The organism is Paenalcaligenes sp. Me131 (assembly GCF_050487225.1).
GTDB lineage: Bacteria > Pseudomonadota > Gammaproteobacteria > Burkholderiales > Burkholderiaceae_B > Paenalcaligenes.
In genome coordinates this window covers 61276-79392 of the sequence record NZ_JBKQGY010000001.1, presented here as the reverse complement: position 1 = coordinate 79392, position 18117 = coordinate 61276, and the positions used below count along the sequence as shown (strand labels likewise).

At 50.6% G+C, this 18117-nt stretch carries 18 protein-coding genes and 1 tRNA gene; 8 read left to right on the top strand and 11 right to left on the bottom strand.

Annotated features, from left to right (window positions below):
* Positions 1–12: 12 nt before the first annotated feature.
* Positions 13–1704, bottom strand: coding sequence for a SulP family inorganic anion transporter (locus ACLPHM_RS00400; RefSeq protein WP_430219319.1), 1692 nt, complete (start codon positions 1702–1704; stop codon positions 13–15).
* A gap of 136 nt (positions 1705–1840) precedes the next feature.
* Complete coding sequence (locus tag ACLPHM_RS00395; RefSeq protein ID WP_430219318.1) at positions 1841–4141, bottom strand: heavy metal translocating P-type ATPase; 2301 nt, start codon at positions 4139–4141, stop codon at positions 1841–1843.
* 93 nt (positions 4142–4234) lie between these two features.
* Between ACLPHM_RS00395 and cadR the strand changes: the two genes are divergently transcribed.
* Entirely contained in the window at positions 4235–4666 is a 432-nt protein-coding gene (gene cadR / locus ACLPHM_RS00390; protein WP_430219317.1) for a Cd(II)/Pb(II)-responsive transcriptional regulator, read from the top strand.
* Positions 4667–4700: 34 nt separating this feature from the next.
* Here the strand turns inward: cadR and ACLPHM_RS00385 are convergent, their stop codons facing one another.
* Together ACLPHM_RS00385 and ACLPHM_RS00380 are read right to left on the bottom strand one after the other, a co-directional pair.
* Entirely contained in the window at positions 4701–5114 is a 414-nt protein-coding gene (locus tag ACLPHM_RS00385; RefSeq protein ID WP_430219316.1) for a DUF6691 family protein, read from the bottom strand.
* 2 nt (positions 5115–5116) lie between these two features.
* Positions 5117–5548 carry a YeeE/YedE family protein gene (locus tag ACLPHM_RS00380; protein WP_430219315.1) on the bottom strand — a complete coding sequence of 144 codons (432 nt, stop codon included), beginning with the start codon at positions 5546–5548 and terminating at the stop codon, positions 5117–5119.
* Between the two features lie 210 nt (positions 5549–5758).
* On the opposite strand from ACLPHM_RS00380, the gene ACLPHM_RS00375 reads away from it, so the two are divergent.
* Positions 5759–6136, top strand: coding sequence for a SirB2 family protein (locus tag ACLPHM_RS00375; protein WP_430219314.1), 378 nt, complete (start codon positions 5759–5761; stop codon positions 6134–6136).
* 8 nt (positions 6137–6144) lie between these two features.
* On the opposite strand, the gene ACLPHM_RS00370 is transcribed toward ACLPHM_RS00375, so the two are convergent.
* Positions 6145–7068, bottom strand: coding sequence for a DMT family transporter (locus tag ACLPHM_RS00370; protein WP_430219313.1), 924 nt, complete (start codon positions 7066–7068; stop codon positions 6145–6147).
* Positions 7069–7178: 110 nt separating this feature from the next.
* Between ACLPHM_RS00370 and ACLPHM_RS00365 the strand changes: the two genes are divergently transcribed.
* From ACLPHM_RS00365 to ACLPHM_RS00345, 5 genes are all read left to right on the top strand, one after another.
* The gene (locus ACLPHM_RS00365; RefSeq protein WP_430219312.1) at positions 7179–7670 is read left to right on the top strand and encodes a MarR family winged helix-turn-helix transcriptional regulator; all 492 of its coding nucleotides are present in this window, start codon (positions 7179–7181) and stop codon (positions 7668–7670) included.
* A 76-nt stretch (positions 7671–7746) separates the two neighbouring features.
* Positions 7747–9135, top strand: coding sequence for an efflux transporter outer membrane subunit (locus ACLPHM_RS00360; RefSeq protein WP_430219311.1), 1389 nt, complete (start codon positions 7747–7749; stop codon positions 9133–9135).
* A gap of 26 nt (positions 9136–9161) precedes the next feature.
* The gene (locus ACLPHM_RS00355; protein ID WP_430219310.1) at positions 9162–10334 is read left to right on the top strand and encodes an HlyD family secretion protein; all 1173 of its coding nucleotides are present in this window, start codon (positions 9162–9164) and stop codon (positions 10332–10334) included.
* Positions 10331–11914 (top strand): DHA2 family efflux MFS transporter permease subunit, encoded by a 1584-nt coding sequence (locus ACLPHM_RS00350; protein WP_430219309.1) that lies wholly within the window; start codon positions 10331–10333, stop codon positions 11912–11914. Before ACLPHM_RS00355 ends, ACLPHM_RS00350 begins: the two co-directional genes overlap by 4 nt.
* 47 nt (positions 11915–11961) lie before the next feature.
* Positions 11962–12037, top strand: a tRNA-Asn gene (locus ACLPHM_RS00345).
* Positions 12038–12163: 126 nt separating this feature from the next.
* Here the strand turns inward: ACLPHM_RS00345 and ACLPHM_RS00340 are convergent.
* On the bottom strand, positions 12164–13078 hold the full coding sequence (locus ACLPHM_RS00340; protein ID WP_430219308.1) for a DMT family transporter: 915 nt from the start codon (positions 13076–13078) through the stop codon (positions 12164–12166).
* An 88-nt stretch (positions 13079–13166) separates the two neighbouring features.
* Between ACLPHM_RS00340 and ACLPHM_RS00335 the strand changes: the two genes are divergently transcribed.
* A complete protein-coding gene (locus tag ACLPHM_RS00335; RefSeq protein ID WP_430219307.1) occupies positions 13167–13937 on the top strand; it encodes an AraC family transcriptional regulator in 771 nt (256 codons plus the stop codon).
* A 138-nt stretch (positions 13938–14075) separates the two neighbouring features.
* On the opposite strand, the gene ACLPHM_RS00330 is transcribed toward ACLPHM_RS00335, so the two are convergent.
* From ACLPHM_RS00330 to ACLPHM_RS00310, 5 genes are read right to left on the bottom strand one after another with little or no spacing between them, the layout of a single operon-like run.
* The gene (locus tag ACLPHM_RS00330; RefSeq protein WP_430219306.1) at positions 14076–14711 is read right to left on the bottom strand and encodes a TetR/AcrR family transcriptional regulator; all 636 of its coding nucleotides are present in this window, start codon (positions 14709–14711) and stop codon (positions 14076–14078) included.
* A gap of 33 nt (positions 14712–14744) precedes the next feature.
* Positions 14745–15509: an SDR family oxidoreductase gene (locus ACLPHM_RS00325; RefSeq protein ID WP_430219305.1), complete on the bottom strand. Its 765-nt coding sequence runs from the start codon at positions 15507–15509 to the stop codon at positions 14745–14747.
* Positions 15510–15518: 9 nt separating this feature from the next.
* The gene (locus tag ACLPHM_RS00320) at positions 15519–16322 is read right to left on the bottom strand and encodes an aspartate dehydrogenase (RefSeq protein WP_430219304.1); all 804 of its coding nucleotides are present in this window, start codon (positions 16320–16322) and stop codon (positions 15519–15521) included.
* A complete protein-coding gene (locus ACLPHM_RS00315) occupies positions 16312–17115 on the bottom strand; it encodes an alpha/beta fold hydrolase (protein WP_430219303.1) in 804 nt (267 codons plus the stop codon). Before ACLPHM_RS00315 ends, ACLPHM_RS00320 begins: the two co-directional genes overlap by 11 nt.
* A gap of 14 nt (positions 17116–17129) precedes the next feature.
* Complete coding sequence (locus ACLPHM_RS00310) at positions 17130–18110, bottom strand: TRAP transporter substrate-binding protein (protein WP_430219302.1); 981 nt, start codon at positions 18108–18110, stop codon at positions 17130–17132.
* Positions 18111–18117 lie beyond the last annotated feature (7 nt).

Here is an 18117-nt window from a genome sequence, read left to right as displayed (position 1 = left end):
TCGCTACATTAGCTATGTAGATGCTACCTCGGCACTGTCTTTTTCTTTTTCCTGCAAGGTTTCATGCGCGGCTTGCAATGCTTGCTCTACCGTTTCGAACAAGAGTTGCTGTCGTACCTTACGCAACAATCCGGCTCTGGCTATTTGCCTACGCAAATGCGGATTCAACTCAGACATCACCACGCGGCACTCTAAACGCTGCAGATCTAGAATAGTTTTTTCTAGCACCTGTAACGCCGTACCGTCCATAAATGGCACATACCGCATACGCAAGAGCAATACCTTTGGCACTGGCTTCAGGTTCTCTATACGGCGTTCAAATACATCTACACCCGCATAGAAGAATGGCCCCTCAACCGACAGTACTTTAATTTCTTCATCGCTATTGTATTGAGACAGCAGTTCTGGCCCCACCAAGCCATGTAACCGTTTTTTCTCTATCTTTTCTACAGATACGCTATCTGACATGCGTTTAAGGAAATGCAGCATCGCCAGCACCACGCCAATGTTTACCGCTACCACCAAGTTAGCAAACACCGTAATCAGCAGCGTTACCACCAGAATAAACACATCCGCCCACGGTGCTTCACGCACTAATGCGTACACTGTTTTAGGCTGGCTCATATTCCACGCCACCATAAACAAGATGGCTGCCAAACTGGCTAATGGGATGTATACCGCTAAGGGCGCTAACACCAGTAACACCAAGACCAACACCAAAACGTGCACGATACCTGCAATAGGACTGGTCCCACCATTACGTATATTGGTCGCTGTACGAGCAATAGCCCCTGTAGCGGCAATACCGCCAAACAAGGGGGCCAACACGTTAGCAATACCCTGCCCAACCAGCTCTTGATTAGAGTTGTGGCGTGTGTGGCTCATGTTGTCGGCCACTACAGCAGACAGCAAGGACTCTATTGCCCCCAACATAGCAATCGCAAACGCGGGGCCAACTAAATCCAATACTCTATTAAGCGTAATATCTGGCAACTGAAAGCTGGGTAAGCCTCTAGGAATCTCGCCAAAGGCAGAACCAATGGTTGCCACTGAGTCAAACTGAAAAATAGCTTGTATAAGGCTAGCGACAATCAGCGCCACTAAGGGCCCCGGCACCCGCTCCATTCGTTTAATACGCGGGGTCACTATTACCAAAAACAAAGATAACAGCGCCAGTAACGTAGTAGTGATACTTAACGATGGCAGGCTTTGCACTAGAAACCAAAGTTGCTCATGAAACATGGCATTGGAATCAGGCGTAGGCAAACCAAAGAAGTCTTTCCACTGCCCCACCCAAATGATGATCCCAATCCCTGCTGTAAACCCCACAATCACAGGAGCCGGAATGAACTTAATCACCGCCCCCATGCGCGTAAAGCCAAGGATGAGCAACATGACACCTGCCATCAAGGTGGCTATTTGCAAACCATCTATACCATGTTGGGCGACCACACCCGACAAAATCACAATGAAGGCGCCCGTAGGCCCGGCAATCTGCACACGGCTGCCACCAAATAGCGATACCGCCAAACCCGCAATGATCGCGGTATAAATCCCCTGCTCTGGCTTCACACCCGAGGCAATGGCAAACGCCATGGCCAGCGGCAGTGCCACGATCCCTACAATGATCCCCGCCACAATGTTGGGCAACCAGTGTTTACGTTCCAGCAAACCAGCCCGTTTGGCTTCTAAAATGGCAATCATGTATGAACCCCAGAACTAAGAATCAACGTGAGCATATGCATCTTCTTATCATAATATGCAATGCCCTAAGACACAAAAAGCCGCTGTGCTGCAGAGAAAAACTCTGTAGCACAGCGGCTTTTTTATAACGCACTATTTACTTCTTTAAGATACGCAAACTATTCATAATCACCAGCAAACTTGCGCCCACATCCGCCAATACCGCCATCCACATCGCCGCATTACCAAACAACGCCAATACTAAAAACACCGCTTTGATGGCTAATGCCGCTGTAATGTTTTGTACCAACACCTTGTGTAATTCTTGAGACAGTTTCCAGCTAGCAGGTAGCTTAGCCAAGTCATCATTCAAAATAGCGATATCGGCCGTTTCAATGGCAATATCAGACCCCATCGCCCCCATGGCAAAGCCCACATCCGCTTTAGCAAGAGCAGGCGCATCGTTGATGCCATCCCCTACCATCGCGGTGGGCGCCTGTTGCTGCAATTGCTGCAACCACGCCAATTTTTGCTCTGGCAGCATCTCGGCTTGGTACTGCGTAATACCCAACGTGTTAGCGACCGAACCGACGGCATAAGGGTTGTCACCCGACGCCAAGTAAACATTCACCCCCAACTGTTTCAGAGCTTGTAGTGCGGCTGGCGCTCCCGCTTTCACGGGATCACTGATCGCAAACGCAGCCACGATTTGTTTGCCGTCATACAGGAATACAAAGCTTGCTCCTTCAGACTGCCAACGCTCTTCCCACGCTTGCAACGCCGTGGAGTTATCTACCGCACCTTGCGCTTCTGCCCACGCACGGCTACCCAAACTGTAGGTTTTTTCTACCAGTACCGCTTGCACACCTTTACCTGGAATGGCCTCAAACCCAACCATGGCCAAACGCTCGTCGGACAGTTTGGCTTCGGCCAGTGCTTGCGATGCAGGGTGATCAGACAAACTCGCCAGGGCATGCGCTACCGCTAAAGTGGTGCTGGGCTCAGCGTCTTCACGAATAAAGTGATCACGTAATACCGGTCTGCCTTCCGTTAACGTACCGGTTTTGTCTACCATCAAGTTACGCACTTGACGCAGTTTTTCCAGATACGCCCCGCCTTTTACCAACAACCCTTGTCGGGCTGCGTACGTTAAGGCACTCACTACTGCGACAGGCGTTGAAATCACCAAGGCGCATGGGCACGCAATCACCAGTAACACCAAAGCACGGTACAGCCAATCTGCCCATACACCACCCATGAACAGCGGAGGGACCACCGCGATCGCGATCGCAAACAACACCACTATAGGCGTGTAAATACGCGAGAACTTGTCTACAAAACGCTGTACTGGCGCTTTATTTTGCTGGGCATCTTGTACGGCATAGGTAATACGCGCCAACAAACTTTGGTCATACGCCGACGACACACGGTACTGCAGCTCACCCATCCCATTGATCGTGCCTGCAAATACGCTATCGCCCGCCCCTTTACTGACCGGCAAACTTTCACCCGTAATGGATGCTTGGTTCACGGCGGACTGGCCCGTTTCAACAACACCGTCCAAACCCAATCGGCCACCCGGCACTACGCGGACCAATGTATTCAAGGCCACTTCTGATGGGTGGGCAGCTACCCAGCCGTTGGCGTCATCCCATACCTCTACGGTTTCAGGCGCCAACGCCAATAGGCTATCTACCGCTTGTCGTGCTCTATCTAGCGAGCGTGCTTCGATGATTTCTGCCAAACTAAATAGCGACATCACCATTGCGGCTTCTGGCCATTCGCCTAGCAATACGGCACCCGTTACGGCAATACTCATTAAGGCATTGATGTTCAGGTCCAGATACCGAATGGCGATCCAACCTTTGCGGTATACGCTCAAACCAGACAGTAAGATCGCAGCTATAGACATCGTCACCACTAACCAAAATGGTGCAGAAGCCCATGCGGCAACCTCAGCAGCCAAGGCCAAACCCACCCCTGCGCTAATACGCCCCCACGCCGCCAACCACGAGGGTTTAGTTTCCACAGACGAGCGGGAAGACAAAGCAGCCCCTTTGCCTTCTAGTAACTCTGGGCTCATCCCCAAGCTAGAGACAATCTTGATGAGCGCATCACGAAAACCCGGCTGATGCACGACACTCAGTTGTCGCTGCATCAAATTGAACTCCAACCCAGCCACCTCTGCCCGGGGTGTTAACGCCTTACGCAACAATGCCTCTTCGTTAGGGCAATCCATTTGCTCAATACGCAAAATGGTTTGTTGTTGGTTATCACCCGCACCAGCGAACTTCTCAACCGCTGAAGCGGTCAAATCAGAGGGCGCGCAGCACGATGTAGGCTGCTGCTCAGCTCTATCGCTATGATTATGTTCATGATTGCTGTGATCATGGTTATGATCATGATTATGTTCATGATTGCTGTGATCATGACTATGTTCATGCGGTAAGCGTGTCATACACAAAACCTCTTTCTCACAATGTTTTGAACAGTACACACCTTGTAGTGGCTTTAAGGTCAAGCCCTCTTCCTAGTCAGGATGACAAACATCATGAAAATTGGTGAATTAGCTCAATTAGCCCGTTGCGGCACAGAAACAATACGCTATTACGAACGCATAGGGTTGCTGCCGCCGCCTATTCGCGGTGAGAACAACTACCGCCGCTACACCACCAAACACGTAGAACAACTGCGCTTTATACGCAATTGCCGCAGCTTGGATATGACGCACGAAGAGATTCGCACGCTGCTGGATTACAGCAAGGCCGGCCCTACACCAGACTGCAGCCCCATCAACGACCTCATACAAGAACACTTGCAGCACGTGACCATACGCATTCAAGAGCTGCAATCGTTGGAAACGCAGTTACGTGATTTGTACCAACAGTGCCAACACCCTGGGCAAGTTAGTGATTGCGGCATTTTGGAAAACCTCAGCAAGTTACCACTAGAAGAACGCAGCTCAAAAAGCCACCTAGGCTAAAGCTAACGGCTTTGCGAGCCTGCGTATCAACGCATCAGGTAGCCAAGCATCGATCACTGAACCACATGCCCACCAGCATCGCAGGCACAAACCACCATGCCGTACCGATCAGCGCACTCCACGACACCAAGGCAGGCCCAGGACAATAGCCTGCCAAGCCCCAGCCTATGCCAAATAAAGCGCCTCCGACCAACAAGCGTGTATCAATCTTCGTTGATGTAGGTAACTCAAAAACTGCTGCCGCAACCGGCGAGCTCACGGCATTGTTGGCTACTTTGAAAGGCCACCATGCGACAGCAATTGCCCCAACCATGACCAAGGCTAATGATGGATCCCACTGACCAAAAAAGTCCAAGAAATTTTGCACTTTGGTAGGCTGCCCCATGCCCGATAGCAGTAACCCCACACCAAAAAGCAGCCCTGCAACGACTGCACCTAGCGCTCCCATGATTACAGCCCTCCCCATACATGGCGCAAGAGATAAACCGTCGTACCACCGGCCACGATAAACATCACCGTTGCTGCCAGCGAACGCGTAGACAACCGTGCTAGCCCACATACGCCATGCCCACTCGTACAACCAGAACCTAAGCGGGTACCTACGCCCACTAATACGCCTGCCACCACAATACCCAACACTGATTGTTCCGACGGCTGCGGCAACGCGCCACCTACCGCCCCATACAACCACGGCGCCGCAAAGACTCCGGCTACAAACCACCATCGCCATGCCACACGAGGAATCTTAAACAGCCCTGCCACGATGCCGCTTACCCCCAATACCCTACCGTTCATCAACAGCAAAATACTGACAGCTACGCCTATTAATACGCCGCCTGCCAACGATGCCCACGGCGTAAACACTTCCCAATTGATATGCATTGCCTTTCCTTAAACACCCTACGCTTGCGTGACGCTATGCAGGTATTTCTACATAGCAGCAATCAATATACATAATTATATATTATGTTTTTATAATATTAAAAATAGCATGCTAGATCAATGACGTGAAAGACTGTAAGGTTTGATAGTCACCCTGCAAAGTCGTGACATATACTGAGGCCACTTTGTTGCTTTTAAAACAGGACTTCCATGTATTTAGCCCTTAAACACTCTCACGTCACGGCTGCCGTACTCAGCATCTGTTTTTTCATTATTCGCGCCTGGTGGTCGGTATCGGGCTCGGCTCTGCTACAAAAGAAATTTGTGCGCATCGCCCCTCATGTGATTGATACCGTATTACTCGCCTGTGGGTTGGGCATGGCGGGCATGCTTGGAGCTGCCGCCGCTGCCCCATGGCTGTACACCAAAATCATTTTATTAGTGGTTTATATTATTGTGGGTACGTATGCCATCAAACGTGGCCGCACACCGCAAATCCGTGCCATTGCAGCCATCATTGCGGTGCTGATTTTCGCGTATATAGTAGGCGTAGCGATTTATCGCAGCCCTGCTTCGTGGTTTATTTAAACGCCCTGTTAGCGTTTTTTACCCAAGACCAGGGCACCAGCCAACACACATACCGTGCCTAAAATTTGCACAACGGTAATGGGCTCGTCTAAGAACCAACTGGCCAAGAACAGTACAGAGACGGGCCCCACCAACCCCATTTGGGCACTCATGGGAGCCCCTATGCGCTCTACAGCCCACATGGTCATAAAAGTAGGTAATACCGTGTGAAAAACAGCATGCAGTACCGACAACCCATAAACCGGTGCAGGCTGTATTAAGACTCCCCAGCCTTGCGCCGAGATCAAGTGGATTAGCGTGTACACAGCGGAAATACTCATGGCGTACGCCACCAATCGCGTAGAGCCTATGTTTTTAATGAGTTCGCCCGACGCTATCAAATAAATAGAATAAGACAGCGCTGACCCCAGCACAAAAAACGCCCCCAGCAGTACGTCATCCCCTGAGAAGGATAAATCCTGCACAAATACCAAGCCTACACCTAAGTACGATAGAGCTAATGCCAGCCATTGCTTGGGCAAGATTTTTTTGCGTAAAAACACCGCCGACAACAGCAGCACAAAGGTAGGCGACAAGAACAAGATAAGCCGCTCTAAGCTGGCTGAAATACGCTCTAAGCCCATGAAGTCCAATAAGCTTGCTAAGTAGTAGCCTAAAAAACCCAACACTAACAACTCGAAAAACTGCTTAAGCGTGAGGGGTTTTAGCTGCCCTGCTTTGACTTTGCGCATCTGCCAAAAGGCAATCATCAAAAACACTGGCAATGCCAGCAACATCCTAAACCCCAATACTGTCAGCGCATTAACGCCATAGTGATATGTCAGCTTTGCAACAATGGCTTTGGCTGAAAATAAAATGGAACCTAGACCAGCCAGTACTAGCCCGGTGTACAAAGAGTTAGAGCGCAACGCCGCGCGAGCTTCAGTATGCATGGGGGTGTGATGCTAAAGGTATAAAAAAAGATTGCCTAGGCAGATAAGTACACCATACAATGCATTCTTCACGCAATTTTTTGCTTGCAGTGCTACATATACACGACGCCATGACAAAATCTTCTTTCTATAAAGAAGGAACTGATGTTCTGAAAACCCAGTCCAATCTGGGGCTACTCACCAAACATGTATTGGGCTCTATACATGCGGTGATTGCATTACGCATTGCGCACTTAGGGCTTACGGCCATGCAGTGGCGTCCTCTGGTTACGCTGCGCTATCACGAGCACATTAATACGCCAGCCAGTCTTGCCAAACAAATGGGTATGGACACTGGTGCCATGACGCGCACACTAGACAGACTTGAAGCCAAAGGCTTGTTGTCACGCCAACGCTGCGAACAAGATAGACGTGTGGTTTTGTTGAGCCTGACACCTGAGGGTCGCGACATTTCAGGCAAAATATTGCCTGAAATCGCCGAAGCGTTAAATGCCCACCTAGCAGGTTTTAGCAATACCGAAATTTATCAACTACTCTCTTTTCTGGATCGCTTGCGTCAGAATGGCGAAGCAACCTTAGGTTCATACGAATCCGACTCTTGAACCTTTACGTATTTTTTTCACAAATAGCTGCCTAAGCAGTAAGCGCTTAGTCAGCATGTTTAAGCTAAATGTAAGCATGAAGCGAATCTATCCTCTAGTACTGGCTGCCCTTCTTAGCGGTTGTGCTGCGATCGACACACAGCCACTGCCACTCTCTCAAGTAGAAGGCTCTACCCTTGGACTGCAATCCAGCCAAATCAGCTGGCCAGAGGATCAATGGTGGTTGAAGTATCACGACCCGCAGCTCAATGAGGTCATAGAACATGCATTGCAGCAAAGCCCCAGCTTACAACTCGTACAAGCCCGCTTACGTAAAGCCCAAGCCGCTGTAGGCAGTGCCCGTGCCGTACAACTTCCCCAAGTGGATGCCAACTACAACCTAACCCGTCAGCGGTACTCAGAACGCTACAGCACCCCTGCTCCCTATGCAGGCTCTATGTACACCGACACATCGTTGCGCTTGAACGTAGGCTTTGATTTGGATATTTGGGGTAAAAATCGTGCACTGTATGCCAGTGCACTATCCCAAGAAGACGCTGCCTCAGCAGACATTCAGGTTGCACGTAACGCACTGATCAGTGCTGTCACCCAAAGCTATTTCAACCTGCAAAATGCATTGGCTCAAGCCGACATGCTGAAAACCTTGGAACAGCAGTATCAAGAAATTCAGACGATTACCGAGCAACGTATTAATGCAGGCTTAGATACTGAAGTAGAACTGCAACAAGCCCGCTCATCCCTAGCCAGCACACGAGCCCAACAACTGCAAGCTGAAGGTAACGCACAACTGTTACGTAATCAGTTAGCGAGCCTGATGGGTGAAGGCCCCGCAGCCGGAGAAAAACTGCAAGCGGTCACGCTGCAATTACCGGCCCAACTGTTGCCTGCCAACATTCCATTAGAACTACTGGGTAGACGCCCTGATATTTTGGTCGCCAAACTGGGCATTGAAGCCAGCCAAGCCAAAATCAAAGCCGCTAAAGCCGACTTCTTCCCCAATATTAATTTGAATGCGTTTGCTGGCTTCTTATCGCTGGGAGCCGATAACCTGCTGCACGGTGACAGCGGCGTATATGGTGTTGGCCCTGCCATTAGCCTGCCTATTTTCCACGGTGGTGCACTCAATGCGCAACTGCATGCCCGCCAAGCAGAAACTGATGAAGCCATTGCGCACTACAACCAACAGGTTTTGGATAGCGTACGTGAAGTGGCCGATGCCATTAGTACCATCCACACACTAGAAGCTAGGCAGCAACAGCAAACGCAAGCCTACGAGGCCATCTCTAAAGCCAGAGACATTGCCGTAGAACGCTATAAGTCAGGCCTGGGTGATTATGTACAAGTGCTGCTTGCACAGAACACCGTCACCCAACAAGCCTTGCTGACTACCGATCTACGCGTACAAGCCTTTAATGCCGATGCCCAATTGGCTACCGCACTAGGCGGTGGCTTTCAAGATCAATAATATCGCCCAAACACAGACAGACAATCATGACTACAAAACCCTCTTCGCAACGCAAACGCTTGCTAACCAGCATTACTACGATTTTTGTTCTGATAGGCATTGCCTATGCCGTGTGGGCACTATTTTTAGCTGGCAACACTGAAAGCACGGAAGACGCCTATGTACATGGCAACATGGTGCAAATCTCAGCGCGCCAAACCGGCACGGTTCAAGCTATTTTGGCGGATGACACCGAGATGGTGCAACAAGGCTCGCCACTGATTGAACTGGACCCTACTGATGTCAACATTGCTATGCAGCAAGCGGAAGCGCAGTTGGCGCAAAGCGTACGTAAAACACGTACTCTGTTTGCACAAAATGATGCCTTAGAAGCTGAGGTACAGGTGCAAGAAGCCGAGGCACGCCAAGCCAAAGTCACGCTAGAAAAAGCGGAAAGTGACTTACGCCGCCGCCAAAGCCTGCGCAAAATTGGTGGGGTTAGTGGTGAAGAAATTCTGCATGCTGAAGCCACGGTTAAAACCGCACGTAGCGCTCTCAATAAAACCGAAGCTGCTATACAAGCCGCTAAAGCGCGTTTGAATACCAACTTGGCATTGACCGCAGGCACCACAGTAGAAAACCACCCTGATGTACAACTGGCTGCCGACCATTACCGTAATGCATGGTTAGCCACGACCCGCACAAGAGTAGATGCGCCTACCAGCGGCATGGTGGCACAACGCTCGGTGCAAGTAGGTCAGCACGTTGCCGCAGGCACGACGCTGATGTCTGTTGTGCCGTTGGATCAATTCTGGGTAGAAGCCAACTTCAAAGAGAACCAGCTTAAAGACATGCGCGCTGGCCAAAAAGTGACATTGCACGCCGACTTCTACGGCACTAACGTGGAATACCACGGCATTGTAGAAAACTTAGCGGCAGGTACCGGTAGTGCCTTTTCACTGTTGCCAGCACAAAATGCTAGCGGTAACTGGATCAAAGTCGTACAACGCTTGCCCGTACGCATACGCTTAGACCCTAAAGAACTGCAAGAACACCCACTGCGTATTGGGTTATCCATGCAAGTCACTGTTGATTTGGATAGCGAACCTGAAGCGCTGAATGGCGGCCCTGCCCACCTCAGCACCGATATCTTCCAACAAAATGACGATGCAGTGAACCAACGCATTGCTGACATCACTCAGGCCAATCTTGCATCATGAGTGACGCTACTACCGACAGCAAACCCGCAGAAGGGCCCATCATCTACCCGCCGCTGCAAGGCCGTGCCCGGGTGATGGGTACCATTGCCCTGTCTGCAGCGGTGTTCATGAACGTGCTGGACTCCTCTATTGCCAACGTGTCCATTCCCACCATTGCTGGTGATTTGGGGGTAAGTAGCACACAAGGTACGTGGGTCATTACCTCTTTTGCGGTGGCCAACGCCATCACCGTACCGTTAACCGGGTGGCTCACTCAACGTTTCGGACAAGTGCGCTTGTTTACCTTGTCCGTACTGCTCTTTGTGCTGACCTCGTGGCTATGCGGTTTCGCCTGGTCACTAGAGTCGCTGGTGTTGTTCAGGGTATTGCAGGGTGCTGTTGCCGGCCCCATGATCCCGCTATCACAAGCGTTGATGCTAGGAAGTTACCCCCGCGATAAGGCGGGCTTTGCCCTCGCCATGTGGTCAATGACCATTTTGGTGGGGCCTATTGCTGGCCCCTTATTAGGGGGATGGATCTCGGACAACTACACTTGGCCGTGGATTTTCTATATCAACGTCCCTATTGGGCTGTTAGCGGGCTGGGCCGCCTGGCAAGTCTACAATGAGCGTGAATCACGACGCCGTGAGTTGCCTATAGATACCGTGGGGTTAGCGCTACTGATAGTCTGGGTAGGCGCCCTGCAAATCTTGCTGGATAAAGGTAAAGAACTAGATTGGTTTGCCAGCCCATTCATCGTCATTCTGGCGGTAGTCTCGGTGGTGGCCTTTGTGTACTTCCTGATCTGGGAGCTCACCGCCAAACACCCTATTGTGGATTTAACACTATTCAAAGAGCGTAACTTCACCGCTGGCGTGTTATCAGTATCTATTGCCTACGGTGTGTTCTTTGGCTCGGTAGTGCTGATGCCGCTATGGCTGCAAAGCACCATGGGTTATACGGCCACCTGGGCAGGGGTAGCTTTGGCCCCCGTGGGGATACTGGCCATTGTGCTGTCCCCTATAGTCGGTAAGCTACTTGGCAAACACGATCCTAGGGTATTGGCCACCTTTGCGTTTTTGGTGTTCTCGTTAACCAGCTACATACGTTCACGCTTTAATACGGATGTGGATATCTTGTCCATCATGCTGCCCACCTTCATTCAAGGGGCTGCTATGGCAACATTTTTTATTCCGTTGACCACCATCACCCTTTCAGGGTTAGCCCCAGAGCGTGTACCGGGTGCGGCGGGTTTATCTAACTTTGCTCGTTTATTAGCAGGCGCTTTTGGTACGTCCATCACCACCACCGCGTGGGATGACCGTGCCAGCATGCACCATGCTCATTTAACTGAGATCGCGAGACCAGGAGAACCTGCTTTTGATTACGTCATGCAAACTGTGCGTAATCAAGGCTTTACACAGCAACAAGGCGCTGAAATGGTGAACCGCATTATTGAGCAACAAGCGCATACCATGTCGGTCACCGATATTTTCTTGGCATCCTCCATTATTTTCTTGCTGCTGTTGGGCTTAGTCTGGATTGCCAAACCCATCAAACCCAGTGCCGATAGACCCAAACCTCCAGCGGAGGCCCATTAAAAAGTGCTTGCATAATATCTGAAACACATGCTATAGTTTCTTTCTATTCCCTGATAGCTCAGTCGGTAGAGCGACGGACTGTTAATCCGCAGGTCGCAGGTTCGAGCCCTGCTCGGGGAGCCAAGTTTAAAAGCCCAGCTATTTTTAGCTGGGCTTTTTGTTTGTCCGGCGGCCATACGTATTACACAAGCCAAAAACAGGGCAAAACAATAGAAACTCATCAATTACTGCCCTGCTGTATTTGGCCGCTTAACGGCTCACGGTAGGTGCTGACCTACGCGTAAAAAATCGGCCTCGCCACGTCTGGGCAATAAACACCCCTAGCAAAGCTATACCACCACCCATAACGTGATAGGCCTTTAAGTGCTCATCCAGCAGCACAATCGCCAGACCAGCCGTCATCACCGGCAATAAATTCATAAAAACGCTGCAACGGTTAGGGCCTAAATACTCTATGCCCTTGATCCAGAAAAATGGCAGCACGACAGAGGCCAAAATACCTGCATACAAAATCAACGGAATCGTCGCGGTATCCAGCATAGCCTGCCCTTTAGGTACCCATAAAAACATGGGTAACATAAACACCAAGGCCGAGATGGCTTGCATATAGGTAGACTGCCATGCTGGCAACGCGATCTGCCACTTACGCAATAACACGCTGTAAAACGCATAGCTGACCGCTGCCGTAAGCATCAACACATCGCCTATGCGGTAGTTTCCTTTGATCAACTCTAACGGTGCGCCACCACTAATCAGGTACGCCGTCCCCCACAAAGCAATGCCACCACCCAGCACCATCCCTGTGGTGGGGTACTCACGTAACACCAACGAACTCACCAACATGGTGAGCAAGGGTGTTAATGCCGTAATAATCGCCATGTTAGTCGCCGTAGAGGTATCTGCCGCCCAATACGACAAGCACTGGTAAAACGCCATACTCAGAAAGCCCAAGAACATCAGCTTTGGCCAATACCGTTTCACTTGCGCTCGATTTTTCCATACCGGCCCAGCAATGAATAAACTCATGATGCTAATGGCCAACGCCAATCTATAAAAGGTAATGGCCAACGGCGATATGGCTCCCGATGCCATCTTAGAAACCACCACATTACCGGCCCAAATGGCGATGGCCAGAAAGGGAAACAACCAGAATCTCATGCTCATCCTCTACACACACAAAAAGGTTATGTTGAGCCAAAGCCAAAAGACTGTATTAAGATAATGAGTCATCTGTTATCGCAAAAGAGTCATTGTGAGCATAGACCCTTTAGTACACTTACCCTCTGAAACGGCGGCTCGCCCCATCACAGGCTTGGCGGTGGAATACCCACACGCGCATGTCATCGCCTCTCATGCCCACACTCGAGCACAATTCCTTTATGCCACCCAAGGCGTCATGGTGATAGAAACCAGTAGTGGTCGTTGGGTAGTGCCACCCACTAGGGGCGTGTGGTTGCTGGCTGACGTAAAACACACCGTACGCATGAGCGGTGCTGTCAGCATGCGCACACTGTTTATAGACCCCGATGCCGCCCCCAACCTACCCAATACCGATTGCGTGTTAAATGTCTCACCATTACTGCGTGAGCTCATGCTAGAGGCCTCAAAAATTCCGCTGGACTACCTACTAGACAGCCGTGATGGCCGACTGATGCGCCTGATTCTAGATGAGCTACAAACCCTGCCCATTCTGCCCTTTTACCTGCCGTGGCCCGAAGACAAACGTCTAAAGCGTGTGTGTACACAGCTGGCCAAACAGCCTGATACGCCCACGACTGCCGACCAGTGGGCCAGCCAATTAGCCATGAGCACCAAAACGTTTCATCGGCAATTTAGGCAGCACACGGGCATTACCTTTGGTCAGTGGCGTCAGTTGGCCCGCTTACTACTCTCGTTGGAAAGCCTAGCCCAAGGCGCACCCATTGTTCAGGTAGCCTTAGAGCACGGCTATAACAGCCAAAGCGCCTATACTGCCATGTTTAAACGCCACTTCGGCATGACGCCCTCGGCCTTCTATCAATAGCCACACAGATACCCAAACACCCCAGACACCGTACAACAACTACCGCATTTTGATAGCCGCAAAAAAGCCCAGCTAAGCTATCGTCAACTGGGCTTTATCTGACATACCAAGGCACACTCGCCCTGCTATCTAGATGGTTTAGGATGCGACTGTTTTTCTGCCATACGCATCACGTAACAACCGCTCAAAGGCTTCATACATCATCTGCAATCGGGTGAAACTTCCTGCATCACGGGTGATAGGGTCGGCACTATTCGCGATCTCCACCAACAACAACGATACGGTTTCTACGGGTGTATCTTTGCAGAGCTCACCACGCGCCACCGCTTGATGCATGCCAGAAAACACCGAGGCTTGCAGCTCTTTGGTATAGCGGGTCACCGCTTCACGTGCTAGGGGCGTAATTTGATCGCGCTCAGAACGCATGCGCGCAATCAAACTCCACGGATGGCCCGTACTGCCTGAAGGATTGAAGATCAAATAGCGCGAGCGATTAAATTGCATACTTTGCTGTATCTTTTCGCCCAAATCATTCTCGGACAGCCAAATTTGATCAAAATGCCCTATCGTACGTTGGCAGTACTCTACCGTGACTTCCTCTATAAGCTGATGCTTATGTCGGTAGTGGTAGTGCACATTGCCCCGCGTACAATCAAGCTCTTCGGCGATCTGCTGAAATCTAAACCCCGCACTACCGTGCGCGATTAACATACGCGTAGCCTCTTGCTTGATGCGCTCTTTCATTGAGAGCATTTCATTCAATTCTTTTTTCATGCCTATAAATTAATAAATTCCTACCACATTAAATTACGCGGCGCTTAAACCACCATCCGTCACCAATACTGAACCTACGCTAAATGACGAATCCGCCGAGGCCAAAAATAAAATCGCTTTAGCAATCTCTTCCGGTTGCCCTAAACGCATCACAGGCTGTCTTGCGGAAAGTTGCTGTAATAAGGCTTGTGGGTCCTCGGCTTTTGCGAGCATGTCGGTAAAGTACGGCGATTGTACTGTTCCTGGCGCTACACAATTCACCCGAATATTTTCGGCTGCATGATCCAACGCCATTGCTCGTGTCAGAGCAATCACAGCACCTTTAGATGCACAATACGCAGCCCGCTCACGCAAGCCTACTAGACCCGCTACCGAAGCGGTATTCACAATAACCCCGCCCCCTTGCTGGCGCATCATCGGGATAACGTACTTACAGCCATAGAACACGCCGTCTACGTTCACACGCATCAATCGTGCCCAATCGTCTTCCGAGGTATTTTCTACCGTACTAGCCAGACCAAAACCGGCATTGTTCACCAGCACATCAACACGCCCAAAATGATCATGCGTACGCTGCAGCATTTGCTGTACAGAAATAGAATCAGCCACATCTACCTGCACAGCCAACGCCGATGCCCCAACCGTCATCACCAAACTTTGCACTAGCGTTTGTGCCGCAACCAGATCTTTGTCTGCCACCACCACACTTGCACCTTCAGCCGCAAACAACTGTGCCGTTGCAGCCCCAATACCTGAGGCCGCTCCGGTGATGACAGCAACCTTATGCTGTAGTTTCATCAATGGCTCCTAGCGCACTTTCAAGATAGAAAACTCACGCTGCACCACGCTGGCAATACTTTGCGCCACCACCCACGACGACTTAGGGTTAGACGGCGACGGCGTATTACTCAACACCAAACGCATACTGCCAAACTGACTAGTGATGTGTATAACGTGCTGGTTTTGCGTAAGCGTTGGATCCACCACGACTTTGACCTTAGTTTTCTGCATCCCCACACCCGCAAGCGCCAAGGTGGCTGCCACGTTCAGATTTTTGGGATAGCGCTGTGCTGCTTCTGCTGCATTACCTTCAAACAGCAGCATTTCCGTAGAAACTGACGCTGGCTCTATGTTGAGCTCGGCCAATTCAGGCAACCAGGCCGCCACCGGTTTACGGGACTCATACACCACCTGCAAATCAGGCGCATGACGTACTGACTGCAGGTAATCCAATCCACCTATAGCACCCGAAGGCAAGAGTATTTGCGACCCGTTTTCTCCTGCAACGCGGACCAGCTCATCCACCAACGCGGCATCGGTTAACGCACCAATAGAGGTGATCACCACCGAAATACCCAACCCCAAACATGCAGGCAAGTATTCTCGCACAGCAGCTTGCGCTGCGGCTTCAATCACTAATTGCGGCTTAAACGCTAAAAGCTCTTCTAGCGACGCACATTCAATCACGCCTTCAGGCAATTCCGCTTGAAGAGGGTCTGGTCGTCTGAGTACCAGCAACTTCGTTTGTTGTGCACTAAACATAGGCTGCAATGTTTTAAAAACATCTTGGCCTATGGCACCGAAGCCGATAAACGCTACGCTATTTATCATGTTTAAACCTCGAGAACCAACTCAATAAAGTTTCGTTATAGATATGTGACAAGGTGATGGGAAAAAAATGTCCACCCGTTGGCCAACTGGTCAAGGTGGCGTCTGCAACTAGAGTCTGTAGCTCTTTTTGTAATGCATGCGGAACCACCGCATCGTCCTCAGCGCTCAAAATCAAACTAGGAACACTCAAGGCTGCCGCCTGACGTCTACCGTCAAACTGCAACAATGCCTCTATACGTTCCTGCACTGTCTGGACCTGCTCTGGCCCCCATTTTTTTCCTGTTGCTACCAAGGCGTTGTGTTTCCATATCCATTCTGCGGGATACGATAAATACACGCCTTGCTGCTCATAGCATTGCGGGTCCAAGCGCAATAATTGCGCTCGTAATGCAAACAGGTTTTGCATGTATGCATTAGGCCCAGCCCAGGTTGCCCCCAATACCAAAGAGCGCACTTTTTCCGGATGGGCATAGGCCAACTGCTGTGCAATACACCCGCCAGTTGAGTGGCCTACAACATGCGCCTGCTCAACCCCGCAATGCGTTAAAAGTTGATAAAAATCTTCTGCTAGCTGGGCAATGCTTACGTTGGCTGTACCACGCTCTGAACCACCAATCCCTCGTTGATCCAGACAAATCACGTGATAGTGCTGGGTCGCTAACGCGGCACTCACACCTTTCCAGAAGGCGGCGCTACCGCCCAAACCGCTAATGAGCAATACCGCAGGGCCTTCACCTGCACGCTCTACAGCAAAGGTTGCGCCATCCACGCTGGAGGTAAAGTAAGACGTCATTGCCCTAGCCCCTACTACTGTTTACGCGCGTCTTCGATTTGACGCAGGAAGTCTTCACCGCCGGGAGAATCTTGCATAATGCGTGGCCAGCCAGCGCGCGCCTTCTCTTTGAATGGGGCCAAGTCAGGGCGAACTACCGTAATGCCTTTGGCTTCCATGGTGGTAAACGCATCCGCCATCTTTTGGTCCTGATACTGCAACGCTACTTCCATTGCCGATTGCGAGGCTTCTTTGATGGCTTGCTGTACCTCTTCTGGGTAGCTGGCGTATTTAGCCTTAGACATAATGAACAAGCTAGGCAACTGATGCACTTCACTCACGGTGTAGTACTTGATGGTCTCAGAGAAACCATCACCCACCGTTTGATCTGGGCTCAACTCAGCCGCATCTACCACACCGTTTTGCAACGCCAAGAACAGCTCACCGTAAGCAGTAGGTGTAGGCTGAGAACCTAAAGAGCGGTATGCCTCTACATAACCAGGAGACTGAATCACGCGCACTTTCAGGTGGCTCATGTCTTCCACATCATTAATAGGCTTCATGGATGCCATGCTGCGTGCATAAATCGCCCCCCAACCCAGGCCTACCATGCCGTATTTATCCAGCTCTTCCAGCAAACGATCACCTACTGGGCCTTGCATAATGGTGTTGGCCTCTTCGTAGTTGTCGAACAAATACGGCAATGACAGCACACGGTACTCACGCACGGTGTTTTCTAGCGAAGGCTGGCCCATGATGGACGCGTCCACCACACCAGTACGCAAGCCTTGTACCAGTTTCAACTCACCGCCCAATGTGCCAGACGGAAAAATTTTTACGGTGACTTCGCCATTGGTTTTTTCATTCATCAGCTTGGCGAAATGCTCGGCTGCTGCTTGATACGAACTGTTTTCGCTCAGCGCATGGCCAATATTAATTTCAATTGGTTTTGCGCTTACACCCAATGCCACCGCTAACAGCGACATACCCGCCATAAATTTGACTACTTTTTTCATGCTACGG

Excerpts from the sequence above, each read along its gene's own strand:
- ACLPHM_RS00400 (WP_430219319.1), bottom strand. The coding sequence starts at position 1,704 with ATGATTGCCATTTTAGAAGCCAAACGGGCTGGTTTGCTGGAACGTAAA.
- ACLPHM_RS00395 (WP_430219318.1), bottom strand. The coding sequence starts at position 4,141 with ATGACACGCTTACCGCATGAACATAGTCATGATCACAGCAATCATGAA.
- cadR (WP_430219317.1), top strand. The coding sequence starts at position 4,235 with ATGAAAATTGGTGAATTAGCTCAATTAGCCCGTTGCGGCACAGAAACA.
- ACLPHM_RS00385 (WP_430219316.1), bottom strand. The coding sequence starts at position 5,114 with ATGGGAGCGCTAGGTGCAGTCGTTGCAGGGCTGCTTTTTGGTGTGGGG.
- ACLPHM_RS00380 (WP_430219315.1), bottom strand. The coding sequence starts at position 5,548 with ATGCATATCAATTGGGAAGTGTTTACGCCGTGGGCATCGTTGGCAGGC.
- ACLPHM_RS00375 (WP_430219314.1), top strand. The coding sequence starts at position 5,759 with ATGTATTTAGCCCTTAAACACTCTCACGTCACGGCTGCCGTACTCAGC.
- ACLPHM_RS00370 (WP_430219313.1), bottom strand. The coding sequence starts at position 7,068 with ATGCATACTGAAGCTCGCGCGGCGTTGCGCTCTAACTCTTTGTACACC.
- ACLPHM_RS00365 (WP_430219312.1), top strand. The coding sequence starts at position 7,179 with ATGACAAAATCTTCTTTCTATAAAGAAGGAACTGATGTTCTGAAAACC.
- ACLPHM_RS00360 (WP_430219311.1), top strand. The coding sequence starts at position 7,747 with ATGAAGCGAATCTATCCTCTAGTACTGGCTGCCCTTCTTAGCGGTTGT.
- ACLPHM_RS00355 (WP_430219310.1), top strand. The coding sequence starts at position 9,162 with ATGACTACAAAACCCTCTTCGCAACGCAAACGCTTGCTAACCAGCATT.
- ACLPHM_RS00350 (WP_430219309.1), top strand. The coding sequence starts at position 10,331 with ATGAGTGACGCTACTACCGACAGCAAACCCGCAGAAGGGCCCATCATC.
- ACLPHM_RS00340 (WP_430219308.1), bottom strand. The coding sequence starts at position 13,078 with ATGAGCATGAGATTCTGGTTGTTTCCCTTTCTGGCCATCGCCATTTGG.
- ACLPHM_RS00330 (WP_430219306.1), bottom strand. The coding sequence starts at position 14,711 with ATGAAAAAAGAATTGAATGAAATGCTCTCAATGAAAGAGCGCATCAAG.
- ACLPHM_RS00325 (WP_430219305.1), bottom strand. The coding sequence starts at position 15,509 with ATGAAACTACAGCATAAGGTTGCTGTCATCACCGGAGCGGCCTCAGGT.
- ACLPHM_RS00320 (WP_430219304.1), bottom strand. The coding sequence starts at position 16,322 with ATGATAAATAGCGTAGCGTTTATCGGCTTCGGTGCCATAGGCCAAGAT.
- ACLPHM_RS00315 (WP_430219303.1), bottom strand. The coding sequence starts at position 17,115 with ATGACGTCTTACTTTACCTCCAGCGTGGATGGCGCAACCTTTGCTGTA.
- ACLPHM_RS00310 (WP_430219302.1), bottom strand. The coding sequence starts at position 18,110 with ATGAAAAAAGTAGTCAAATTTATGGCGGGTATGTCGCTGTTAGCGGTG.